At 62.7% G+C, this 19,518-nt stretch carries 19 protein-coding genes; 6 read left to right on the top strand and 13 right to left on the bottom strand.

All coding sequences use genetic code 11. The annotated features are described in order from the left end of the window. Positions 1 to 20: 20 nt before the first annotated feature. From FJ979_RS25870 to FJ979_RS25860, 4 genes are all read right to left on the bottom strand, one after another. Positions 21 to 311 carry a Dabb family protein gene (locus FJ979_RS25870; RefSeq protein WP_140501335.1) on the bottom strand — a complete coding sequence of 97 codons (291 nt, stop codon included), beginning with the start codon at positions 309 to 311 and terminating at the stop codon, positions 21 to 23. A 118-nt stretch (positions 312 to 429) separates the two neighbouring features. Then, complete coding sequence (locus FJ979_RS33390; protein WP_263486323.1) at positions 430 to 564, bottom strand: hypothetical protein; 135 nt, start codon at positions 562 to 564, stop codon at positions 430 to 432. Between the two features lie 201 nt (positions 565 to 765). Next, positions 766 to 2,745, bottom strand: a complete 1,980-nt coding sequence (locus FJ979_RS25865) for a bifunctional 2',3'-cyclic-nucleotide 2'-phosphodiesterase/3'-nucleotidase (protein WP_140584216.1) — start codon at positions 2,743 to 2,745, stop codon at positions 766 to 768. 151 nt (positions 2,746 to 2,896) lie between these two features. Then, a complete protein-coding gene (locus tag FJ979_RS25860; RefSeq protein ID WP_140525508.1) occupies positions 2,897 to 4,162 on the bottom strand; it encodes an NAD(P)/FAD-dependent oxidoreductase in 1,266 nt (421 codons plus the stop codon). A gap of 164 nt (positions 4,163 to 4,326) precedes the next feature. Here FJ979_RS25860 and FJ979_RS25855 point away from each other — a divergent pair, with 164 nt between their 5' ends. Continuing rightward, positions 4,327 to 4,986 carry a 5-formyltetrahydrofolate cyclo-ligase gene (locus FJ979_RS25855; RefSeq protein ID WP_140557267.1) on the top strand — a complete coding sequence of 220 codons (660 nt, stop codon included), beginning with the start codon at positions 4,327 to 4,329 and terminating at the stop codon, positions 4,984 to 4,986. A 30-nt stretch (positions 4,987 to 5,016) separates the two neighbouring features. Here FJ979_RS25855 and FJ979_RS25850 read toward each other — a convergent pair whose 3' ends face one another. After that, entirely contained in the window at positions 5,017 to 5,490 is a 474-nt protein-coding gene (locus tag FJ979_RS25850; protein ID WP_140557269.1) for an Lrp/AsnC family transcriptional regulator, read from the bottom strand. 158 nt (positions 5,491 to 5,648) lie between these two features. Between FJ979_RS25850 and ald the strand changes: the two genes are divergently transcribed. Next, positions 5,649 to 6,764: an alanine dehydrogenase gene (gene ald, locus FJ979_RS25845; RefSeq protein WP_140501325.1), complete on the top strand. Its 1,116-nt coding sequence runs from the start codon at positions 5,649 to 5,651 to the stop codon at positions 6,762 to 6,764. 377 nt (positions 6,765 to 7,141) lie between these two features. Here the strand turns inward: ald and FJ979_RS25840 are convergent, their stop codons facing one another. From FJ979_RS25840 to FJ979_RS25815, 6 genes are all read right to left on the bottom strand, one after another. Further along, positions 7,142 to 7,609 (bottom strand): DUF1203 domain-containing protein, encoded by a 468-nt coding sequence (locus tag FJ979_RS25840; protein ID WP_140515433.1) that lies wholly within the window; start codon positions 7,607 to 7,609, stop codon positions 7,142 to 7,144. A gap of 143 nt (positions 7,610 to 7,752) precedes the next feature. After that, positions 7,753 to 8,310 carry an OmpA family protein gene (locus FJ979_RS25835; protein WP_140501321.1) on the bottom strand — a complete coding sequence of 186 codons (558 nt, stop codon included), beginning with the start codon at positions 8,308 to 8,310 and terminating at the stop codon, positions 7,753 to 7,755. Positions 8,311 to 8,406: 96 nt separating this feature from the next. Next, positions 8,407 to 8,970: a GNAT family N-acetyltransferase gene (locus tag FJ979_RS25830; RefSeq protein ID WP_140564586.1), complete on the bottom strand. Its 564-nt coding sequence runs from the start codon at positions 8,968 to 8,970 to the stop codon at positions 8,407 to 8,409. A gap of 2 nt (positions 8,971 to 8,972) precedes the next feature. Further along, positions 8,973 to 9,824, bottom strand: a complete 852-nt coding sequence (gene sseA / locus FJ979_RS25825) for a 3-mercaptopyruvate sulfurtransferase (RefSeq protein WP_140515435.1) — start codon at positions 9,822 to 9,824, stop codon at positions 8,973 to 8,975. 81 nt (positions 9,825 to 9,905) lie between these two features. Next, the gene (locus FJ979_RS25820) at positions 9,906 to 10,649 is read right to left on the bottom strand and encodes an alanyl-tRNA editing protein (protein ID WP_140515436.1); all 744 of its coding nucleotides are present in this window, start codon (positions 10,647 to 10,649) and stop codon (positions 9,906 to 9,908) included. Continuing rightward, on the bottom strand, positions 10,649 to 11,683 hold the full coding sequence (locus FJ979_RS25815) for a cysteine synthase A (RefSeq protein ID WP_140515437.1): 1,035 nt from the start codon (positions 11,681 to 11,683) through the stop codon (positions 10,649 to 10,651). The genes FJ979_RS25820 and FJ979_RS25815 overlap by 1 nt, the downstream gene beginning before the upstream one ends. Positions 11,684 to 11,913: 230 nt before the next feature. Here FJ979_RS25815 and FJ979_RS25810 point away from each other — a divergent pair, with 230 nt between their 5' ends. Both FJ979_RS25810 and FJ979_RS25805 read left to right on the top strand, forming a co-directional pair. Further along, entirely contained in the window at positions 11,914 to 12,735 is an 822-nt protein-coding gene (locus tag FJ979_RS25810) for an SDR family oxidoreductase (RefSeq protein ID WP_140501312.1), read from the top strand. A gap of 93 nt (positions 12,736 to 12,828) precedes the next feature. Next, a complete protein-coding gene (locus FJ979_RS25805) occupies positions 12,829 to 13,803 on the top strand; it encodes an alpha/beta fold hydrolase (protein ID WP_140515438.1) in 975 nt (324 codons plus the stop codon). Positions 13,804 to 13,911: 108 nt separating this feature from the next. On the opposite strand, the gene FJ979_RS25800 is transcribed toward FJ979_RS25805, so the two are convergent. Further along, positions 13,912 to 15,327: a DEAD/DEAH box helicase gene (locus FJ979_RS25800; protein WP_140515439.1), complete on the bottom strand. Its 1,416-nt coding sequence runs from the start codon at positions 15,325 to 15,327 to the stop codon at positions 13,912 to 13,914. A 398-nt stretch (positions 15,328 to 15,725) separates the two neighbouring features. Between FJ979_RS25800 and FJ979_RS25795 the strand changes: the two genes are divergently transcribed. Continuing rightward, positions 15,726 to 17,258, top strand: coding sequence for an acyl-CoA carboxylase subunit beta (locus FJ979_RS25795; RefSeq protein WP_140584214.1), 1,533 nt, complete (start codon positions 15,726 to 15,728; stop codon positions 17,256 to 17,258). An 18-nt stretch (positions 17,259 to 17,276) separates the two neighbouring features. Here FJ979_RS25795 and FJ979_RS25790 read toward each other — a convergent pair whose 3' ends face one another. Beyond that, complete coding sequence (locus FJ979_RS25790) at positions 17,277 to 18,806, bottom strand: NAD(P)H-hydrate dehydratase (RefSeq protein ID WP_140584213.1); 1,530 nt, start codon at positions 18,804 to 18,806, stop codon at positions 17,277 to 17,279. Positions 18,807 to 19,139: 333 nt separating this feature from the next. Between FJ979_RS25790 and FJ979_RS25785 the strand changes: the two genes are divergently transcribed. Continuing rightward, entirely contained in the window at positions 19,140 to 19,478 is a 339-nt protein-coding gene (locus tag FJ979_RS25785) for a P-II family nitrogen regulator (protein ID WP_006205430.1), read from the top strand. Positions 19,479 to 19,518 lie beyond the last annotated feature (40 nt).

The raw sequence follows: 19,518 nt of genomic DNA, 5'->3' as shown, positions 1-19,518 counted from the left end.
AGGGTTCAAGGGCGCCCGAATCAGCTTCCGGCCACCACATCGGCGGAATAACGCAGTTCGCGCAATGGCTTGACCCTGCTGGTGGTCTGCGCATAGAGCGGATGCGCCTTGTAGGCGGCCAATGCGGCGGCATCGGTGAACTCGGCGTAGACGACCACGTCGATCTCATCCGACAGCGGATCGACCTTGGTGTTCAGCGTCACCTCGAACAGGCTGGAATGGGGAATGCCGCCGAGCGCCAGCAGCCCAGAGCGCACTGCCTCCACATCCTCGCCACGCCGCGCGCTGAAGAAAACGATATGCCGGATCAACCCCGCCTCCTCGATCAAAAATCCGGGGTCTTTTGTGACGACGAAACCGTCAGGTCAACCGTTCAGGGTGCCGCGCGTCCTTGCGACGCGCCCGGGATGCACGAGACCTGAACGGGAACTAGGCCTTGCCGGTGACGTAACGCACCACGTGAGAGACATTCCTCACCGTCATATCGAGGTACCGGCCCTGGTTGTAGAGACCGTCCCAGATCAGGAAAAACGCAACGGCGGCGATGACGATGACATAACGCATGGCTAATCTATCGCATAAGCCCGGCTGTGCTCATAGACGTTTCCGCCAGGCAAAGACGGGATCCGTGTCGACCCTCGTCCGGTATATGAACTCTCGGCACCTGGAACTGCCAAATCAATGCCGGCGCGCCTTCGATCTCGTCGCCGGGCGACTGGCCGGGCATGATCCAGAAATGGCCCGCGGCGCAATTGCGAATGGCGGTCAGAGAAGGATGCGGTATTTCGCAAATCCTGCCTCGCCGGCGCCCGCCGGCTCGATTTTCAATGACTTCACTTCGGCGATGAGGTCCTTCGCCTTGGGCCCTGTCTCGAACACGACGCTGGTTCCGGGCAGCGGCGCGAACGACCAGTTGCCGTCCGCCGACGGGTTGATGGTGCCCTGCTTGACGATGTAGCGAACGATGACGTCGCGGTTGGTGTCTGGCGCTTCGTAGATAATTTTGGAAGCGTCGATGTCAGGAAAATTGCCGCCGCCTCCGGCCCGGTAGTTGTTCGTTGCAACGACAAATTTCTGATTGGGATCAATCGGTTTGCCGTCGAACATCAGGCCGACGATGCGATTGGCACTAGCATTGGCCAGCCCACCCTTGGGATCGTATTTCGGCGGCTGCGACAGATCTATTCTGTAGGTGACGCCGTCGATAACGTCGAAATTGTAGGACGGAAAGTCGGTGTTGATGAGCGCCTGGTCGGCCTTGCCAGGTTCGATCCGGTTGAAGATGCCGGCCGACATTTCCAGCCATTCCTTGACCTGCGCTCCGGTGATCTCAACGGCCCGCACGGTGTTGGGATAAAGGTAGAGGTCGGCGACGTTCTTGATGGCGATGTCGCCTGCCGGCACATCGGTGTAGTAGTCGGCGCCGTTGCGCCCGCCGGCCTTGAAGGGGGCTGCCGCCGACAGCAGCGGCACGTCCTTCCATTGTGTGTTTTTCAGGATGTCCTGGAGGTACCAGGTCTGCGCCTGGCTGACGACCTGAACCGACGGATCGTCGGCGACCAGCGCGAAATAGGAATAGAGCGGCGCTGCGGTCTTGCCGACGGGACGACGCACATAGGCGAGCGTTGCCTGGTGGTCCTGCTCAAGCGCGGCGATGATGCGGTTGTCGTCCGCGACAGTCGGCTTGTTCTTGTTGTCGACACGTTCGAAGATCGGCCGCGCTTCCGAGGTGGCGGACACGATCTTCCATTTCGAGCCGTCGCGCTCCAGCATCAGGTCGATCAGGCCCATATGCGAGCCCCAGAAGCCGCCCATGACGGCCGGCTTGCCCTGCAGCGTACCCTTTTGCGCATCGACGCCTTCGAGCGCCTGAAAATCCTTCTTGCCAGGGAACACCAGATGCTGGTGACCCGTGAACACCGCGTCGATGCCTTCGACGCCGGCGACAAAGAACGATGCGTTCTCCATCATATCGCCCTGCTTGACGTCGATGCCAGAATGCGAGAGCGCGATGATAATGTCGGCGCCCTCTTCCTTCATCTGCGGCACCCAGGCCTTGGCGGCCTCGACAATGTCGCGCGTTCTGACATTACCTTCGAGGTTCTTGAGATCCCAGACCATGATCTGCGGCGGCACGAAGCCGATGATGCCAATCCTGATCGGTTGCTCGGTGCCTGAACCGTCGCTGATCTTCTTGTGGAGGATGACGTAGGGCTTGAGGTAGAGCTTGTCGTCGCGCGGGTTCGCGGCAAGCTCGGTGCCGCGGATCAGGTTGGCGCAGACGAAGGGGAAATTGGCGCCGGCCAGAACCTTGTCCATGAAGGACAGGCCGTAGTTGAATTCGTGGTTGCCCAACGTCGAGCACTCGTAGCCGAGCAGGTTCATGCCTTTCATGATCGGATGCAGGTCACCGTCCTTCATGGCCTTTTCATAGGCGATGTAGTCGCCCATCGGATTGCCCTGCAGCAGGTCGCCATTGTCGATCAGCATCGAATTAACGGCTTGCTTGCGCACCGCGTCGATCAGGGAGGCCGTGCGCGACAGTCCCATCGTGTCATTCGCTTTGTCGGCGTAATAGTCATAGGGCAGCACATTCACATGGATGTCGGTGGTCTCCATGATCCGGAGATGCGCCTGGTTGGTCTGGGCGCGGGCGGAGAAAGGGTGAAGCGCAATTAGCGCGCCCGTGGCGGCGGCGCCCGCGAGGAGACCGCGGCGGGAGACGGAATGGAGCGGCTGCGACATGTTTTCTCCTTTTCGACGACACGAAAGACCCTGCCCGAAGCGAACTTCGCGCTGAAACCTATTCGAGTCCATTCAAGAAGTTGCGCGCGTCGGAGCTGTCAGTCGATCAGCAACAGATGACGCGCGGATGAACGGTCGCAAGCGCGGAAGATCAGCCCTTGTCGTCGTCGCCCTGCGTGATCAGGCGGGCGCTGCGTTGGCCCGTGACGTAGATCCATAGCCAGCTCAGCGACACCGCGAGCCGGTTGCGGAAGCCGATCAGGAAATAGATGTGCGCCAGTCCCCACAGCCACCAGGCCGGCCAGCCGGTCAGCCTGATCCAGCCGAAATCGATCGCCGCGGCGCGCTTGCCGATCGTGGCCAGGTCCCCGGCATGCTTGTAGTGGAACGGCCGTACGCTCGTATCGCCGGCAAGCCTGGCCTTGATGGTCGCGGCAACATGGCGGCCCTCCTGCTTGGCGGAAGGCGCCACGCCGGGAACGGGCCGTCCATCGGGCCGCAGCACGAGAGCGGCGTCGCCGATGACGAAAATCTCGGGGCTGCCCGGCACGGTGAGATCGGGTTCAACCAGCACCCTTCCCGCCCGGTCGGCGGCGGCGCCCAGCCATTCGGCTGCCGGCGAAGCGGCAACGCCCGCCGCCCACAATATGGTCCTCGCCGGCAGATGCGTGTCGCCGAAGACGACGCCCTCGGCGTCGCAGCGCGTGACCGCCCGGCCGAGTTCGATCGTCACGCCGAGCCGCTTCAACGCCTTTCCGGCATAATCGGACAGTTTCGGCGCAAAATTGGCCAGTATGCGGTCGCCAGCCTCGATCAGCACCACACGCGTCTCGCGCGTGTCGATGTTGCGGAATTCGCCGCGCAGTGTGTCGTGCGCCAGTTCGGCAATGGTGCCGGCAAGTTCGACACCGGTCGGACCACCGCCGACGATCGCAATCGTCAGCAGCGCCTGGCGCCTGGCAGGATCGGTTTCCCGCTCGGCCTGCTCGAAGGCGAGCAGAATGCGCCGTCGAATGGTGGTGGCGTCCTCCAGCGTCTTCAGCCCTGGCGCGAACGGCTCCCATTCGTCGTGGCCGAAATAGGCGTGTCGGGCGCCGGTGGCGAGCACCAGCGTGTCGTAGGCGACGGTGCTGCCGTCATCGAGCAGCACGCGTTTTCCGGCTCGGTCGATGCCGGTGACATTGGCGAGCAGCGTCGTCACGTCCTTGCGCTTGCGCAGCAGGTGGCGGATCGGCCAGGCGACCTCCGAGGTCGCCAGCGCTGTCGTTGCGACCTGGTAGAGCAGCGGCTGGAAAAGATGGTGATTGCGTTTGTCGATCATGGTGATGCGCACGGGCGCACCGGCGAGAGCGCGGGTGAATTCGAGGCCGCCGAACCCCGCCCCTACGACGACGACATGGTGATTGGCTTGATCCATCGCATTCACCCTGACCAGCAATATCGCATGCCTTTGATGTAGGAGCTTTTGTGCAATGCAACAACACGAAGGCCGTGCCCGAGACTCGTCGTTCCATGTCGTGAATGCACATGTCGCATCCCCCCGCCGGGTATAGCGTTATGGAAAACAGCGATGAGGTGAGCATGGCCAACGATCACGACGACCAGGGTCCGGCGCAATATTCCTCGCCGCCATGCTTCATGCACGAACTCGATCCCGCGTTTCACGCGCCGATATCCGATTGGACCGACGTCAGACGATGGCGCAAGGCCGAACGGGAACGCCTGATCGCGGCGCGTCTCGCGGTTTCCGCCGATGCGCGAACGGCGATGTCGCAGAGCATCGCCGGAGCCCTCGACGCGGCGATCGGCGATATCGCCGGCCGCATGGTCAGCCTCTATTGGCCGTTTCGCGGCGAGCCGGACCTGCGGCCATGGATGGCCGCCATCAATGAACGAGGCGGGCGCACCGCGCTGCCCGTCGTCATCGAAAAGGCACAGCCGCTGATCTTCCGGGCCTATGTTCCGGGCGACCGGCTGGAGAAGGGCGTGTGGAACATTCCGATTCCGGCCGAGGGCGAACCGGTCTTGCCCGACATCGTCATCTCACCGATCGTCGGCATCGATTCCGGCAATTATCGCCTGGGCTATGGCGGCGGGTTCTACGACCGAACGCTGGCGGCGATGCCGTTCAAGCCGCTGGTCATCGGCGTCGGCTACGAATTGCAGCGAATCGCCACCATCTACCCGCAGCCGCACGATATCCCGATGGACCGGATCGTGACGGATGCTGCCAAGGCGTAGACGGCTGAAGGCGTGGAAGGCTGAGAATGCTCAGGCCATTTCGGGCTTCAGGCCCATCGCCGTCCGGTCGATGATTTCGCGCAGGGCAAAAGACGAATTGATCTTCGTCACATGCGGCATCGCCGACAGCCACTCCTTGTGGATGCGTTCGTAGTCGGCAAGGTCCTTGGCCGCGATCCTGAGGATGTAGTCGTACTCGCCCGACATCAGGTGGCAGGACAGCACGTTCGGGCAGCGCTTGATCGCAGCCTCGAAATCCGACAGCGTCTTCTCGAACTGGCCCGACAGCGATATGTGCACGATCGCCGTCATCTGGTGACCAAGTGCTGCATTGGAAAGCCGGGCATGATAGCCGCGGATGGTTCCGGATTTCTCCAGATTGTCGAGCCGGCGCGAACAGGCCGACTGGGACAGGCCGACCCTTTCGGCAAGGGCGGCGTTCGGCATCCGGCCATCCTTCTGCAATGTCTCCAGAATGGCGATATCAATCCTGTCGAGCGGCATTCTTCGTGATTCCTGCGAATTTCTATGCATTTTACGCAACAATTATCGAATAGCGAGCCCTCCTGCAAGTGCATTCGCAAACACTTACGCAACGATTCGTGGTTGACTACGTCAATACAGGGAACGAGCCCCGAAGGGCCGTGTCAGGAGAAAAGAAAATGCGCGTCGGCTGCCCCCGGGAAATCAAGAACCATGAATATCGCGTCGGACTTACGCCCGGCTCGGTCCGCGAATATGTCGCCCACGGACATGAGGTGCTGGTCGAGACCGGCGCCGGGGCTGGCATTGGCGCCGACGACAACGCCTATCGCGCCGCCGGCGCCACCATCGCCAAGACGGCGGCCGACGTGTTCGCCAAGTCGGATATGATCGTCAAGGTCAAGGAGCCGCAGCCTAACGAATGGGCCCAACTGCGCGATGGCCAGATCCTCTACACCTATCTTCATCTCGCTCCGGATCCGGAACAGACCAAGGGCCTGCTCGCTTCGGGCGTTACCGCCATCGCCTATGAAACGGTGACCGATGACCGGGGCGGCCTGCCGTTGCTGGCGCCGATGTCGGAAGTCGCCGGCCGCCTGTCGATCCAGGCCGGCGCCACGGCGCTGCAGAAGGCCAATGGCGGCCGCGGCGTGCTGCTCGGCGGCGTGCCCGGCGTGCTGCCCGGCAAGGTCACCGTGCTCGGCGGCGGCGTCGTCGGCCTGCACGCAGCCAGGATGGCGGCTGGCCTGGGCGCCGACGTCACCATCATCGACCGCTCGATCCCGCGCCTGCGCCAGCTCGATGACCTCTTTGCCGGCCGCGTCCATACCCGCTACTCGACCGTGGAGGCTCTGGAAGAAGAGTGCTTTTCCGCCGACATCGTTGTCGGCGCCGTGCTGATCCCGGGTGCTGCGGCGCCGAAGCTGGTCTCGCGCGAAATGCTTTCGGGCATGAAGAAGGGGTCGGTGCTGGTCGACGTTGCCATCGACCAGGGCGGCTGCTTCGAGACCTCGCACGCGACCACGCATGCCGAGCCGACCTACGAGGTCGACGGCGTCATCCACTACTGCGTCGCCAACATGCCGGGCGCCGTGCCGGTCACCTCAGCACATGCACTCAACAACGCGACGCTGCACTATGGCCTTCAGCTCGCCGATAAGGGGCTAAAGGCGCTGGTCGACGACCATCATCTGCGCAATGGACTCAACGTCCACAGAGGCAAGATCACCAACCGTGCGGTCGCCGAAGCGCTCGGCTACGAACTGGTCGAGCCGAAGGCGGTTCTCGCGGCCTGATTCTCCTGAGAGGATACCTGCCTCCCGTCAGCCCGCCGGTCATTCCCGGCGGGTTTTTTCTTTCCGGATTGGCGGCTGTCAGGCCTGCACCCGGCTCGGACTTAAAACATGGTGCCGCAACCTGCGTCTCGGCGCCAATTGCAAGTTTAACTGAGCCCTCCAGGCAAATAGTCGAAGCCCATATGCTTCTTTGCGCAGAAAATTTCTGTGGAAGGTTCAGGCAAACAAAAAAGCGGAGCCAAGGCCCCGCTTCCTCGATGTCGAGATTTGCCGCCGGTTCATCCGCGGTCGACAAATCGATCGACGGCTACCCGTGTACCGCAATGGTATGACAGGAGTACGACAGCGCTCCGCTATCGCACCGCCACATGCGCCCGTCAGACACGTTCGATCCGGCACTGGAAGCAATTGTTGCGCGCCGAGCGGACATGCACGTAGGCAATCTCGTCGCGTTCCAAGAGAGCCTCGGCGCGCGCGGCGATCGCATCGGTCGCAATGACGCCACCGCTGCCATAGACGATGCGGTCATCCCTGCCGTAGCCGCGCACGATATAGTCCGGGCTTTCGAGAATTTCGGGAAGTGCCTGAGATTCCGCGGCGCGCTCGCATTCCTGCGCGTGAAGGAAGATCGGTCCGGTCTCGGCATAGGGCTGAAGTTTGGGGAATGGCCGGTAGGCCAGGATGAGATAGTCGTCTCCGCCGGCGATGTTCTTCAGGCAATGCCGGCATGGCATGCCGTCGCCGTCGGAGACCTTACGCTCGGGCGTGTTTCCATAGGCATCGGGCCCGCCGCGCTGAAGCGCTCGTACATCTTGTGTCGGCAAGGCTTTGAACTGGATGGTCATGGCGAAAATCTCCGATGTCATTGATCGGAAATTATGCGCATCAGCCCCCGCCTCCCACCCGATTCCTGACAATCATTGGCCCTTGGTCGGCTTGTTCCAGCCGACCAAGGCAAGGCGAACTTCACCGGATTGTCGGAACTCCCTCAGCGAATGAAGTCGTCAAAGCGACGGAGGGTGACCCGCCGGTTCCGCCAGTTTTCGTTCTGCGTCTGCACCAGCAGGAATTCCTCGCCATAACCGACCGTCTCCAAAGCATAGGCCGGCACGCCGAACTCGCGCACCAGCGTGCGCTTCAGCGAGGCGGCGCGCTGTTCCGACAGGATCCGGTTCGATTGGAAGGAGCCGACGGCGTCGGTATGGCCCTCGATGAGGACGCGCGCCCCGGGGTTGCGGCGCAGGATACGCTGCAACGCATCGGCGATAGTGTCGATCTTGTCGTATTGCGAGCTGGAGATCGCGGCCGAGCCGAAAGCGAAATTGATCGACTGGATATCGATCGACCGGGCCATGCGGCGCAGGTCCGGCCGGCGCTTGAACTCACGGATGGTGACGCGCTCGTTCGGGCGCAGCTTCACGCGGGGTGCCGCCTCGAGCTTTCGTTCGATGGTTGCGGCCGAAGGCGTTGTCGCCTGCGCGGCGGCGAGACCGGGCATTGCGATTGCTGCGATCAGCGCGGCGGCAAGGGTACGGCGGGTCAGCATGTCTTTTCTCCTTCGGCCCGTATTATGTGCGGGCAAGATGGCAGAGACAGGCTGAAGCGCGGATGAACGAGAGGTTCAGCTTTTGTGAGGGCGTCGCTATGGCCGCATGACGCTGGCCGAGCGCTCGGCGAAGGGCAGAGGGTGAACGGTCTCCTTCTTCTGCGCCACCGGCGCGAAGCCGAGCTTCTGGTAGAGCGGCAAGGCAGCAGGATGGTCGAGCGTGCAGGTCTGCACCGTCACCCGCTTCGGTCCATACGACCAAGCCGCGGCGATCGCCGATCCCAGGAACCAGCGGCCGATGCCTTGCCCGGTGGCGTGTTCCATCATGCCGAAATAGGCAAGCTCGACTTCTTCCGGCAGATGCGGCTTGAGGTCGAAAAAACCGGCGGGTGCGCCATCGAGATAGAGCACCCTGATGTCGCGATCCTCGCGGTGGACGCCGGCCGAAAGCTCGTCGTCATCCAGCCTCAGCACATTGACCCAGTGCCATTTACGCCCCACCCGATCCATCAGGTACCGGTAGAAATGCAGCGGAATGTCCTTAGTTTTCAGGAGTGCGACCTGGCGGTTGTAGGGCATGGGCGGCGACACGGCCGGTGGCGCATGCATCTCGAGGAACGTCACCGTGACTTCGATGTCCTTCAGCTCGCCGTTTTCCATCGTCATTCCTTGCCTGTCACGACTGGTGTGTCGGAGAGACCGCCCCATTCGGTCCATGAGCCGTCGTAAAGCCTGTTGTCGGTATGGCCAAGCGTTTCCAACGCAAGCGTGATCACCGCCGCCGTAACGCCGGAGCCGCAGGAAGTGACGATAGGCTTCGACAGATCGAGGCCGGCGTCCTCGACCACCTTGCGCAACCGCTCCTTCGGCAGAAGCACGCCGTTTTCCGACAGCGCCGAATAAGGCAAGTTGCGCGCGCCCGGCATATGGCCGGAACGGACGCCCGCGCGCGGCTCCGGCTCCGCGCCGGTGAAGCGTCCTGCCCCGCGTGCATCGGCAATCTGGCTTTCCCGGGTTTCGACGATGCGGCGCATCTCGGCAAGGCTGGCGACCCGGCCGGCGTCGAAATCGGCGTGGAACACGCTTGGCGCGATTTTGGTCGGTTCGGCCGTCACCGGCCGACCTGCCGCTTTCCAGCCATCGAAACCGCCGTCAAGGATATAGGTCTGGAAGACGCCCATCACCCGGAACATCCACCAAGCCCGAGGTGCCGAGAAAAAGCCCGGGCCGTCATAGACGATGATCGTGTCATCTGCCGAAACGCCCATCGCGCCGACATACTGCGCGAAATGCTGCGGCGACGGCAGCGTATGCGGCAGCGCGGCGTCCGGATCGGAGACCGCGTCCTGATCCAGGAAGCGGGCGCCCGGAATGTGCCCGGCGTCATACTCGGCGCGCGCGTCGCGGTTTTGCGCCGGAAGATACCAGGATGCATCGACAATCGTCAGGCCAGGCTGGCCCAAACGCTCCTGCAACCAGTCCGCGTCGACGGTGAAAGGACTGTCTTCAGCCATTGTGGTTCTCCTGCCGCCATTGACCAGACGTTGTCTTGCCTTGCCGCATGATCTTGTCCGAAAACATCGTAGCTTTCGAGATCATGTTTGGGGCATCGGTCCAAACCGGATGCGGAAGCGCCGGTTTTCACGCCCCTTCTTCTCAATCTTGCCGATATGGATTTCGCCGATCTCGCCGGTGCTTTTGACATGGGTGCCACCACAGGGCTGACTGTCCACCGAAGCATTCTCGCCGATGCAGACCAGCCGGATTTTGCCGGTACCTAGCGGCGGACGGACATTCTTGGACTTCACCAGACCCGGATTGGCGGCCAGTTCCTCGTCGCTGATCAGCCTGGTAAAGATCGGATGATCGGCCCGCACCAGGCCCATCAGGCCAGCCGTCACGTCTTCCTTGCTGAAGCTGGCGTCGGGAATGTCGAAATCGACACGGCTGTCGTCTTCCGAAACCGCCGCGCCGGTGATCGGAAACGGGCAGACGACGGTGAGCAAATGGCAAGCGGCATGCATGCGCATCAAGAGATGACGTCGCTCCCAGTCGATTGCGAGCTTCAGGCGCTCGCCGACCGCAGGCGCGGCTTGTTCCGGCGCCGGCACGTGGATGATCTCGTCCTTTGTTTCCCCGGTGATGGTGGCGGCCAGGACGATGCGGCTGCCATCGGCGCGCTGGAGATGGCCGCTATCGCCCGGCTGCCCGCCCGAGGTGGCATAGAAGATGGTGCGGTCCAGAACGATGCCGCCGCGCTCGTTGACGGCGACCACCACGGCATCGGCCGTCCTGAGATAGGCGTCGTCGCGAAACAGCGCTTCGGTCTTGTGCGCCATCACACGACCTTTTCAAACGGCACGGAAATATCTGATTTCTCTTCCATCCAGCCGGGCACCGGCAGCTTCTTTTCGCGCAGGAATTCGGGATTGAACAGTTTCGATTGGTAGCGTGTGCCGTAGTCGCAAAGAATGGTCACGATGGTATGGCCGGGGCCGAGTTCACGCGCCAGTCGGATCGCGCCCGCTATGTTGATGCCGGTCGAACCGCCGACGCAAAGGCCTTCCTCCTGGACCAGGTCGAAGACGATCGGCAACGCATCCTCATCACGAATCTGGAACGAAAAGTCGGGCGTGAACCCATCGAGGTTGGCTGTGATGCGCCCCTGCCCGATGCCTTCGGTGATCGAACTGCCTTCCGACTTCAGCTCACCGCTGGTGTAGAAACTGTAGAGCGCGGCGCCCAGCGGATCTGCGAGAGCAATCTTGACGTCCCTGTTTTTCGCCTTCAGTCCGAAAGCGACGCCGGCCAGCGTTCCGCCCGAGCCGACCGCCGAGACGAAGCCGTCGACCTTGCCGCCGGTCTGGCTCCAGATCTCCTGCGCCGTGGTGCGGATGTGCCCGTCGCGGTTGGCGACATTGTCGAACTGGTTGGCCCAGATAGCGCCGTTCGGCTCCGAACGCGCCATTTGCTCAGCCAGCCGCCCCGACAATTTCACGTAATTGTTGGGGTTCTTGTACGGCACGGCCGGAACCTCGATCAGCTCGGCGCCGAGCAGCTTGATCGTGTCCTTCTTCTCCTGGCTCTGCGTTTCGGGAATGACGATGACGGTGCGGTAGCCGAGCGCCTTGGCGACCAGCGTCAGCCCGATGCCCGTATTGCCGGCCGTGCCCTCGACAATGACGCCGCCCGGCCTGAGCAGCCCACGCTCTTCGGCATCGCGGATGATGAACAGGCCGGCGCGGTCCTTGACCGACTGTCCGGGATTCATGAATTCGGCCTTGCCCAGGATCTCGCAGCCGGTTTCTTCCGAAGCCCTGTTGAGGCGGATCAATGGCGTGTTGCCGATAGCGTCGATCACGGAGCGGGGCATTCGGGAGTCCTTGTGTAGCTGCGGCGAAACCCTAGAAACCCGAAGCTTCGGTTTCAAGGCAAGAATTTGCCTGGTCCAGTCGCATTTTCTGCACTGCATTTGCGCCGGCCTCTCCCTGGTGCCGGGCGTATCCGCGCGGTTCATTTGGGACCGGCATCGAAAACCGCTCTTTTCATTCGATTTCTTCGCGGTTAGAGCAAAAGCCAAGAACAATTCGACGGGGGCGCAGCATGACACTTTATCGGGCCGACCCGAAGCATGGCGTCGCCTGGGTCACGGGAGGCAGCAGCGGCATCGGCCGTTCGCTGGCCAGGGATCTTGCGTCCCAGGGCTATGCGGTGGCCGTAACCGCACCCGATGGCGATCCGATCGACACGCTCATTGTCGAGACCGCGCAGATGCCAGGCAAGGTCAAGGCTTTTCCCTGCGATGTGACCGACGAGCCGCGCATGGCGAGAACCGTCGCTGCGATCGAAAACGAGCTTGGCCCCATCGTGCTCGCCGTCTTAAACGCGGGCAATTACATTTCCACGCCTGGCGAGGCTCTCGTCGTCAGCGATTTTCGCCGGTCTTTCGAGGTCAACTATTTCGGCATCATCAACGGGCTGGTGCCGGTCGTCGAACGCATGCGGGTGCGGGCGCGCGGCCATATCGTGCTGGTCGGCTCGGTCACCGCTTATTTCGGCTGGCCGACGACGGCCGCTTATGGCGGCACCAAAGCGGCGATCAACATCCTGGCCGAATCGCTGAAATACGATTTCGACAAGATGAACGTGCGCGTCCAGGTCATGAATCCGGGCTTCATAGACACACCGCTGACCGAGAAGAACATGCTGCCCATGCCGGGGCTGATGCCGGTCAGCCGAGCGACGCGGCGCATGGTGCGGGGTATCAAATCCGGCGGCTTCGAGGTCACATTCCCGCGCCGGACGAGCTGGCCCCTGAAGCTGCTCAGCCTGTTGCCGAGACCGGTGTACCGAGGCGTGATCAGCCTCATGACGAGCTGGAAGGCACGGCCGCTGAATTACGACCGCAAGCCGCCGAGCGAATAGAAGCCAGCGGATCGGCGGCTTCATCGCCGGGCCGGTCGTTGCCTGTTCCCCGCCGCCGCCGTAGGTTTGTTGTTGTTGCGTTTGGAGTCTGCGATGGGGCGACGAATCGTGCTTGCTGTGCTGGGGTTAGTCGCCATCCTCGCACTGGCCTTCGTGCTCGGCCCGCGGGTTCCCGTCGACACCACGATCCGCTTCGATCCAGCCGCAATCGGCGACGATCCGCAGGCCTATGTGGCCAGGACGGAAGCGGCGATATCCGGCATCCGTGACGGGCTGGAGAAAGAGATCATCTGGGCCAATCCGATGGTGCATGCCAGGACACGGCTGTCGATCGTCTATATCCACGGCTTTTCGGCGTCGAAAGGCGAGCTCCGCCCGCTGCCCGACGAGGTTGCCGACCAGCTCGACGCCAATCTGTTCTTTACCCGCCTCACCGGCCACGGGCAGGATGGCGCGGCCATGACGCAAGGCAGCGTCGATGCCTGGATCAACGACTATGAGGAGGCGCTCGCGATCGGCCGGGCCATCGGCGACAAGGTGATCGTCATCTCCACCTCGACCGGCGGCTCGCTGGCGGCCTGGGCGGCAACACAACCGGGTGCTTCGGACGGCGTGGCGGCGATCGCGTTCATCTCGCCGAATTTCGGCGTCAAGGCGTCGGGCGCCGGGATCCTGACCATGCGATGGGGCAAACAAATAGCCGAACTCGTCGCCGGCAAGGAGCGCAGCTTCATGCCGCGCAACGCGCTGCACGAGAAATTCTGGACCACCAGATATCCCCTTGCCGCGACGCTGCCGATGCAGGCGCTGACGGAACTTGCCTATGGCGCGCCGGTGGAGAAAGCGGTGGTCCCTGCCCTCTTCATCTTTTCGGATTCGGACAGCGTGGTGCGGCCTGACCGCACGCGTGAAATCGCCGGGCGTTGGGGCGCGCCGCACGAGCTGGTTCCGGTCGACGATACCGGCGATCCCGACAACCACGTCATCGCCGGCGACGCCCTGTCGCCATCGACCACGACCTTCCTTGCACAAAGAATTGCCGTCTGGATCGAGGCGGTCGCGAAGTAGCCCGAGCTTCCATACGGAAAGGGCGACCGCAGCCTCACCGCGGTCGCCCTTTATCTCACTGGTGACCAGCCGGGCACGCAAATGCCCGGCCAATACGAAGCGGCCTGCCTACGCGGCCCGCGCCGCGGGCCGCTTGCCGCCGAAGCGGCGTTTATTGTTGCCCTTGAAGGGCTTGGCGCCTTCCGGTTTGCGGTCGCCAGCGAAGGCCGGCTTGTCACCGAAGCGCTTCTTGCCGGAGCCGTTGTTCTGGCCGCCCGGCCGCCTGCCGTCGCGACGGCCATTGCGGTCGTTTCGGTCATTGGCAGGCTCGAAGCGCTCGTTCTTCTCAGCCGGGTTGCGCTGCGGATCGGGGCTGCCGAGATGGTCGGCGACAACAGGCAGCTTGGCGCGGATGATGCGTTCGACCTGGCGCAGCTTGCTGTTCTCGGACGGATCGCAGAGCGTAATCGCAATGCCGTCCCGGCCGTTGCGGCCGGTGCGGCCGATGCGGTGGACATAGCTCTCCGCCTCATCAGGCAGGTCGAAATTCACGACATGACTGATGCCGGGCACGTCGATGCCGCGCGCGGCGATATCGGTGGCCACCAGAATGCGCACCGAACCCTCGCGGAAATCGTTCAGTGCCTTCTGCCGCGCATTCTGCGACTTGTTGCCGTGGATGACAGCGGCCTTGAAGCCGTCGCGCTCGAGGTCCTTGGTTACCCGGTCGGCGCCGTGCTTGGTGCGCGAAAAGATGATGACGGACTTCATCGTCTCGTCGGCGAGCATCGTCGACAGCACTTGGCGCTTCTGCTTGGTGCGGGCAAGGACGACGCTCTGCGCGATCTCGGCCGCCGCCGTGCTTTGCGGCGCGACTTCGACACGGATTGGGTTCTTCAGCAGGCCTTTCGCCAGTTCGGCGATTTCATTGGGCATAGTCGCGGAGAACAGCACCGTCTGACGGTCCGGCGCGGTCGCCTTGGCGATGCGCTTGACGTCATTGATGAAGCCCATGTCGAGCATGCGGTCGCCCTCGTCGAGCACCAGCCATTTGGTGTCGGCAAGCATGAGGTCGCCTTCGCGCACCAGATCGGTCAACCGGCCAGGCGTGGCGATCAGGATGTCGACACCAGGCGCAACCTTCTTCACCTGGCTGAAGCGCGAGACGCCGCCCAGCACGAGCGCGGTCGAGACATGCGCGCCCTTGGCGAGGATCTTGATGGTGTCCTCGATCTGCACGGCGAGCTCACGAGTCGGCGCCAGGATCAGCGCGCGTGCCGTCTTCGGCCGGCGCTTGGTGCCGAGCGCAATGATCTTCGACAGGATCGGCAGCGCGAAGGCCGCAGTTTTGCCGGAGCCGGTCTGGGCGATGCCGAAAATGTCACGGCCTTCCATCTGCGGCGGGATCGCCTGAGCCTGGATCGGCTTCGGATCGGTGAAGCCGGCGGCATGGGTGGCCTTGAGCAGCGCACCCGTGATTCCCAGTGCTGCGAAACCGGAGAGTTCTCCAGTGTCGTTGCCGGGCAAAGTGTTTTCGTTGGTCAAAATATTCTTCTTTCACGCGGCCTCTGGCCGCAAACATCAATGGCGGCAGGGCGCAACCTGCCGTCGAATCAATTGTCATGGAACGACAAGGCGGCGGACGTGTTCGTCCGCGCGGCTGCGCTGTCGTGCCCGCAGGCATCATGCCACGGGGCTTTTTCGCCACCTTGCTAACCAATCGGGGTCGATCAGCAGGAAAGAGGGAAAACAGACGCAACCAGTCTCATTCGAGGAGAAGGCCGGATCGGTCCGGCCCAAGCGCCTATGCCGTGCATATGGCTGAGTTCGCTCTGAAATGCAAGGGCATCATGTTGCAGCGCAACAAAACGCCTCGAAAAAGCGACGCTTGCGCTCACCTGCGGGCATCATTACCACAAAGCAGCCCGCGCAGGAGATCGAGAATGAAGGACGTGCTGAAGGAACTCGAGCGTCGTCGCGAGATCGCCCGCATGGGCGGCGGTCAGGCTCGCATCGACGCGCAGCACAAGAAGGGCAAGCTCACCGCCCGCGAACGCATCGAGGTGTTTCTCGACGAGGGTTCGTTCGAGGAGTTCGACATGTATGTCGAGCACCGTTCGACCGACTTCGGCATGGAAAAGACCAAGATCGCCGGCGATGGCGTTGTCACCGGCTGGGGCACCGTCAACGGCCGTCCCGTCTACCTTTTCGCCAAGGATTTTACCGTGTTCGGCGGCTCGCTGTCGGAAGCGCATGCCGAAAAGGTCATCAAGGTGCAGGAGATGGCGCTGCGCAACCGCGCGCCGATCATCGGCCTCTACGATGCCGGCGGTGCCCGCATCCAGGAAGGCGTGGCTGCACTCGGCGGCTACGCCGAGATCTTTCAGCGCAATGTGCTGGCGTCGGGCGTCATTCCGCAGATTTCCGTGATCATGGGGCCTTGCGCTGGCGGCGACGTCTATTCGCCGGCCATGACCGACTTCATCTTCATGGTGCGCGACACCTCCTACATGTTCGTTACTGGACCGGACGTGGTGAAGACCGTCACCAACGAGACGGTGACCGCCGAGAGCCTCGGCGGCGCTTCCGTTCACACGACGAAATCCTCGATCGCCGACGGCGCCTATGACAACGACGTCGAAGCACTGCTGCAGATGCGCCGGCTGGTCGATTTGCTGCCGGCCTCGAACACATCGGAGATTCCCGAGATCGAATGCTACCAGTCGGTCACCGATCACGATCTGTCGCTCGACCGGCTGATCCCCGACAACGCGAACAAGCCTTACGATATCAAGGAGCTGATCCTGAAAGTCGCCGACGAGGGTGATTTCTTCGAGATCCAGCAAAGTTTCGCCAAGAACATCGTCACCGGCTTCGGACGTATTGAAGGCCGCACGGTCGGCTTCGTCGCCAACCAGCCCATGGTGCTGGCCGGCGTGCTCGATTCTGACGCCAGCCGCAAGGCGGCGCGCTTCGTGCGCTTCTGCGACTGTTTTTCGATCCCGATCGTCACCTTCGTCGACGTTCCGGGCTTCCTGCCGGGCACGGCGCAGGAATATGGCGGGCTGATCAAGCACGGCGCCAAACTGCTCTTCGCCTATGCCGAGGCGACCGTGCCGAAGATCACCGTCATCACCAGGAAGGCCTATGGCGGCGCCTATGACGTGATGGCTTCGAAACACCTGCGTGGCGATATGAACTATGCCTGGCCGACGGCGCAGATCGCCGTGATGGGCGCCAGGGGCGCGGTCGAGATCATCTATCGCAAGGACATCGGAGACGCCGAAAAGATCGCAGCTCATACAAAGGCTTACGAAGACCGCTTCCTGTCGCCCTTCGTCGCCGCCGAGCGCGGCTATGTCGACGAGGTGATCATGCCGCATTCGACCCGCCGCCGCATCGCCCGCGCGCTGCGAATGCTGCGCAACAAGGAAATGCAGAACCCCTGGAAAAAGCACGACAACATTCCGCTGTAAGCTGAATGTCGCGGCAAATCAGCGCGCGCCGCGAGCCGCCACCAGTTCACGCAGCACAGGCACCAGCGCCAGCGGGAAATCCTCGGCGATCAGCCCCGGCCCGAACCGGCTGCCGGCCTCGGCATGGATCCATACCGCCGCGCACGCCGCCTCGAAGGCCGGCATGCCTTGCGCCAGGAAGCCGGCCACCAGCCCCGAGAGCACGTCGCCCGAACCGGCGGTTGCCAACCACGGCGCGCCATTGGAGTTTATCGCGGCCTTGCCATCGGGAGCAGCGATTACGGTGTCGGCGCCCTTATAGACGATCACGGCATTGGCACGGGTGGCGGCCATACGAGCCCTGCCCAACTTGGACGAAACGGCGCCACCCGCGATGTCAGCAAACAGCCTGGCGAACTCGCCTTCATGCGGCGTCATCACCAGCGACGGCGCGCTCGGCTGGCGCGAGGCTTCGAACAGGACATCCGGCTTCTCGCGAAACGAGGTGATCGCGTCGGCGTCGAACACCAGACCATCGACCGAGGCGGAAACGTTCCGCTGCTGGCCAGCGGCAAGCAGCGTGAGAGCAAAATTCCGCGTTCTTTCACCGACACCGAAGCCAGGGCCCAGTACAAAAGCGGAGGGCCGGCGTTCGCCGATGAAGGCGTCGATGTCGGCGCTGTCATTTGCTTTGCGCAGCATGATCGAGGTCAGATGCGCGGCATTGACCTGCATGGCTTTCGCCGGGGACAGGACGGTGACCGCCCCTGCCCCGCTTCGCGCCGCGGCAAGCGCCGCAAGCCGCGCCGCGCCAGTGGCGCTCGGGCCGCCGGAAAAGACGCCGACATGGCCGCGCTTGTACTTGTGCGTATCGACGCCCGGAATCGGAAAGGCGCTGAGCCAAAGCGCCGGCGAGTTCTCGAACGCCTGGGGCCGAATCCGGGCAATGAGACCATCGGCGATACCGATATCGGCGAGCACGATCTCCCCGCACAGCTCGCGCCCGGGCAGCAAAAGATGACCAGGTTTTTTGCGGGCGAAGGTGACGGTGACCCCAGCCCGAAAAGCATGGCCGAGCACTTGGCCGCTGTCCCCGGAAACGCCTGATGGCAGATCGACCGCGACGACCGGCAAGGCCAGGCTTGTCACCACGCCAACCGTTCTCGCCGCTTCACCGGACAGCGGTTTGGACAGCCCTGCTCCGTAAAGAGCGTCGACGACGACAGCGCCGGCTTCGGCCGCGAAATTCGCCAGCGGCCGAGGTTTGACCGGGCATTCGCCGGCGGCAAGCGCGGCATCGCTGCCCGGCTTCGGCGTGCCCGTCGCCCAGACCACCGTGTCGACGCCAGCGGTTGCCAGGCAGCGGGCCACGACATAGCCATCGCCGCCATTGTTGCCGGGACCGCAAAGCACATGGACCCGCTTCGCTGCCGGATCGCGCCTGAAAATTTCGGCCGCGACGGCTTCGCCTGCACGGCGCATCAGGCCGATGCCGTCGATTGCGCCGGCGGCAATCGTCAACCGATCCGCCTCGCTCATCTCCTCGGGAGAAAGAAGTTCGTTGCTCATGGATTGCCGATCCGCATTCGATAAAGCATTGTCCAGTTTTCGGCTCGACGCAAACGCAGAGGAGTTGGCGCGGTCCCAGCCAAGCTGAGCAATGCCCACCAAATAAGCAATACGCCTAAATATCGGGCAGACATAAACACCGACGCCGCGTAGGCTGCAGCCATCCGTCGCGCGCTGGATGCAGTGAACGATGCGAATTTGCATCTTCGTGCGGCATGTTCTGGAATCGAATGACACCGCTTGAAATCCCGCCAATTGGCACAATTCGTGCTTGATGGAGGCGCAAGCGGGGGCTCACAACCCGTTTTTTTGGCAGTGGAGGCCACTTTTTACATGAAAAAGATCGAAGCGATCATCAAGCCATTCAAGCTGGACGAAGTGAAGGAAGCGCTTCAGGAGGCCGGACTGCAAGGCATCACCGTGACCGAGGCCAAGGGTTTTGGACGCCAGAAGGGCCACACCGAGCTTTATCGCGGCGCCGAATATGTCGTCGACTTCCTGCCCAAGGTGAAGATCGAGGTCGTGCTCGGCGACGATGCGGTCGAAGGCGCCATCGAAGCCATCCGCAAGGCGGCCCAGACTGGGCGCATCGGCGACGGCAAGATCTTCGTCTCGAACATCGAGGAAGTTGTGCGCATCCGCACCGGCGAAACCGGCATGGATGCGGTCTGACACCTCGCCCATCTTCCGAAACGTCATTATTAAAAAACGT

It is taken from the genome of Mesorhizobium sp. B1-1-6, from assembly GCF_006443035.1.
Taxonomy (GTDB): Bacteria; Pseudomonadota; Alphaproteobacteria; order Rhizobiales; family Rhizobiaceae; genus Mesorhizobium.
Note: the sequence above shows the minus strand (reverse complement) of the source record. Positions and strands in the feature narration are given on the sequence as shown.

Excerpts from the sequence above, each read along its gene's own strand:
- ald (WP_140501325.1), top strand. The coding sequence starts at position 5,649 with ATGCGCGTCGGCTGCCCCCGGGAAATCAAGAACCATGAATATCGCGTC.
- FJ979_RS25840 (WP_140515433.1), bottom strand. The coding sequence starts at position 7,609 with ATGACCATCCAGTTCAAAGCCTTGCCGACACAAGATGTACGAGCGCTT.
- FJ979_RS25815 (WP_140515437.1), bottom strand. The coding sequence starts at position 11,683 with ATGCCCCGCTCCGTGATCGACGCTATCGGCAACACGCCATTGATCCGC.
- FJ979_RS25810 (WP_140501312.1), top strand. The coding sequence starts at position 11,914 with ATGACACTTTATCGGGCCGACCCGAAGCATGGCGTCGCCTGGGTCACG.
- FJ979_RS25865 (WP_140584216.1), bottom strand. The coding sequence starts at position 2,745 with ATGTCGCAGCCGCTCCATTCCGTCTCCCGCCGCGGTCTCCTCGCGGGC.
- sseA (WP_140515435.1), bottom strand. The coding sequence starts at position 9,824 with ATGGCTGAAGACAGTCCTTTCACCGTCGACGCGGACTGGTTGCAGGAG.
- FJ979_RS25835 (WP_140501321.1), bottom strand. The coding sequence starts at position 8,310 with ATGCTGACCCGCCGTACCCTTGCCGCCGCGCTGATCGCAGCAATCGCA.
- FJ979_RS25860 (WP_140525508.1), bottom strand. The coding sequence starts at position 4,162 with ATGGATCAAGCCAATCACCATGTCGTCGTCGTAGGGGCGGGGTTCGGC.
- FJ979_RS25790 (WP_140584213.1), bottom strand. The coding sequence starts at position 18,806 with ATGAGCAACGAACTTCTTTCTCCCGAGGAGATGAGCGAGGCGGATCGG.
- FJ979_RS33390 (WP_263486323.1), bottom strand. The coding sequence starts at position 564 with ATGCGTTATGTCATCGTCATCGCCGCCGTTGCGTTTTTCCTGATCTGG.
- FJ979_RS25820 (WP_140515436.1), bottom strand. The coding sequence starts at position 10,649 with ATGGCGCACAAGACCGAAGCGCTGTTTCGCGACGACGCCTATCTCAGG.
- FJ979_RS25855 (WP_140557267.1), top strand. The coding sequence starts at position 4,327 with ATGGCCAACGATCACGACGACCAGGGTCCGGCGCAATATTCCTCGCCG.
- FJ979_RS25795 (WP_140584214.1), top strand. The coding sequence starts at position 15,726 with ATGAAGGACGTGCTGAAGGAACTCGAGCGTCGTCGCGAGATCGCCCGC.
- FJ979_RS25830 (WP_140564586.1), bottom strand. The coding sequence starts at position 8,970 with ATGGAAAACGGCGAGCTGAAGGACATCGAAGTCACGGTGACGTTCCTC.
- FJ979_RS25785 (WP_006205430.1), top strand. The coding sequence starts at position 19,140 with ATGAAAAAGATCGAAGCGATCATCAAGCCATTCAAGCTGGACGAAGTG.
- FJ979_RS25805 (WP_140515438.1), top strand. The coding sequence starts at position 12,829 with ATGGGGCGACGAATCGTGCTTGCTGTGCTGGGGTTAGTCGCCATCCTC.
- FJ979_RS25850 (WP_140557269.1), bottom strand. The coding sequence starts at position 5,490 with ATGCCGCTCGACAGGATTGATATCGCCATTCTGGAGACATTGCAGAAG.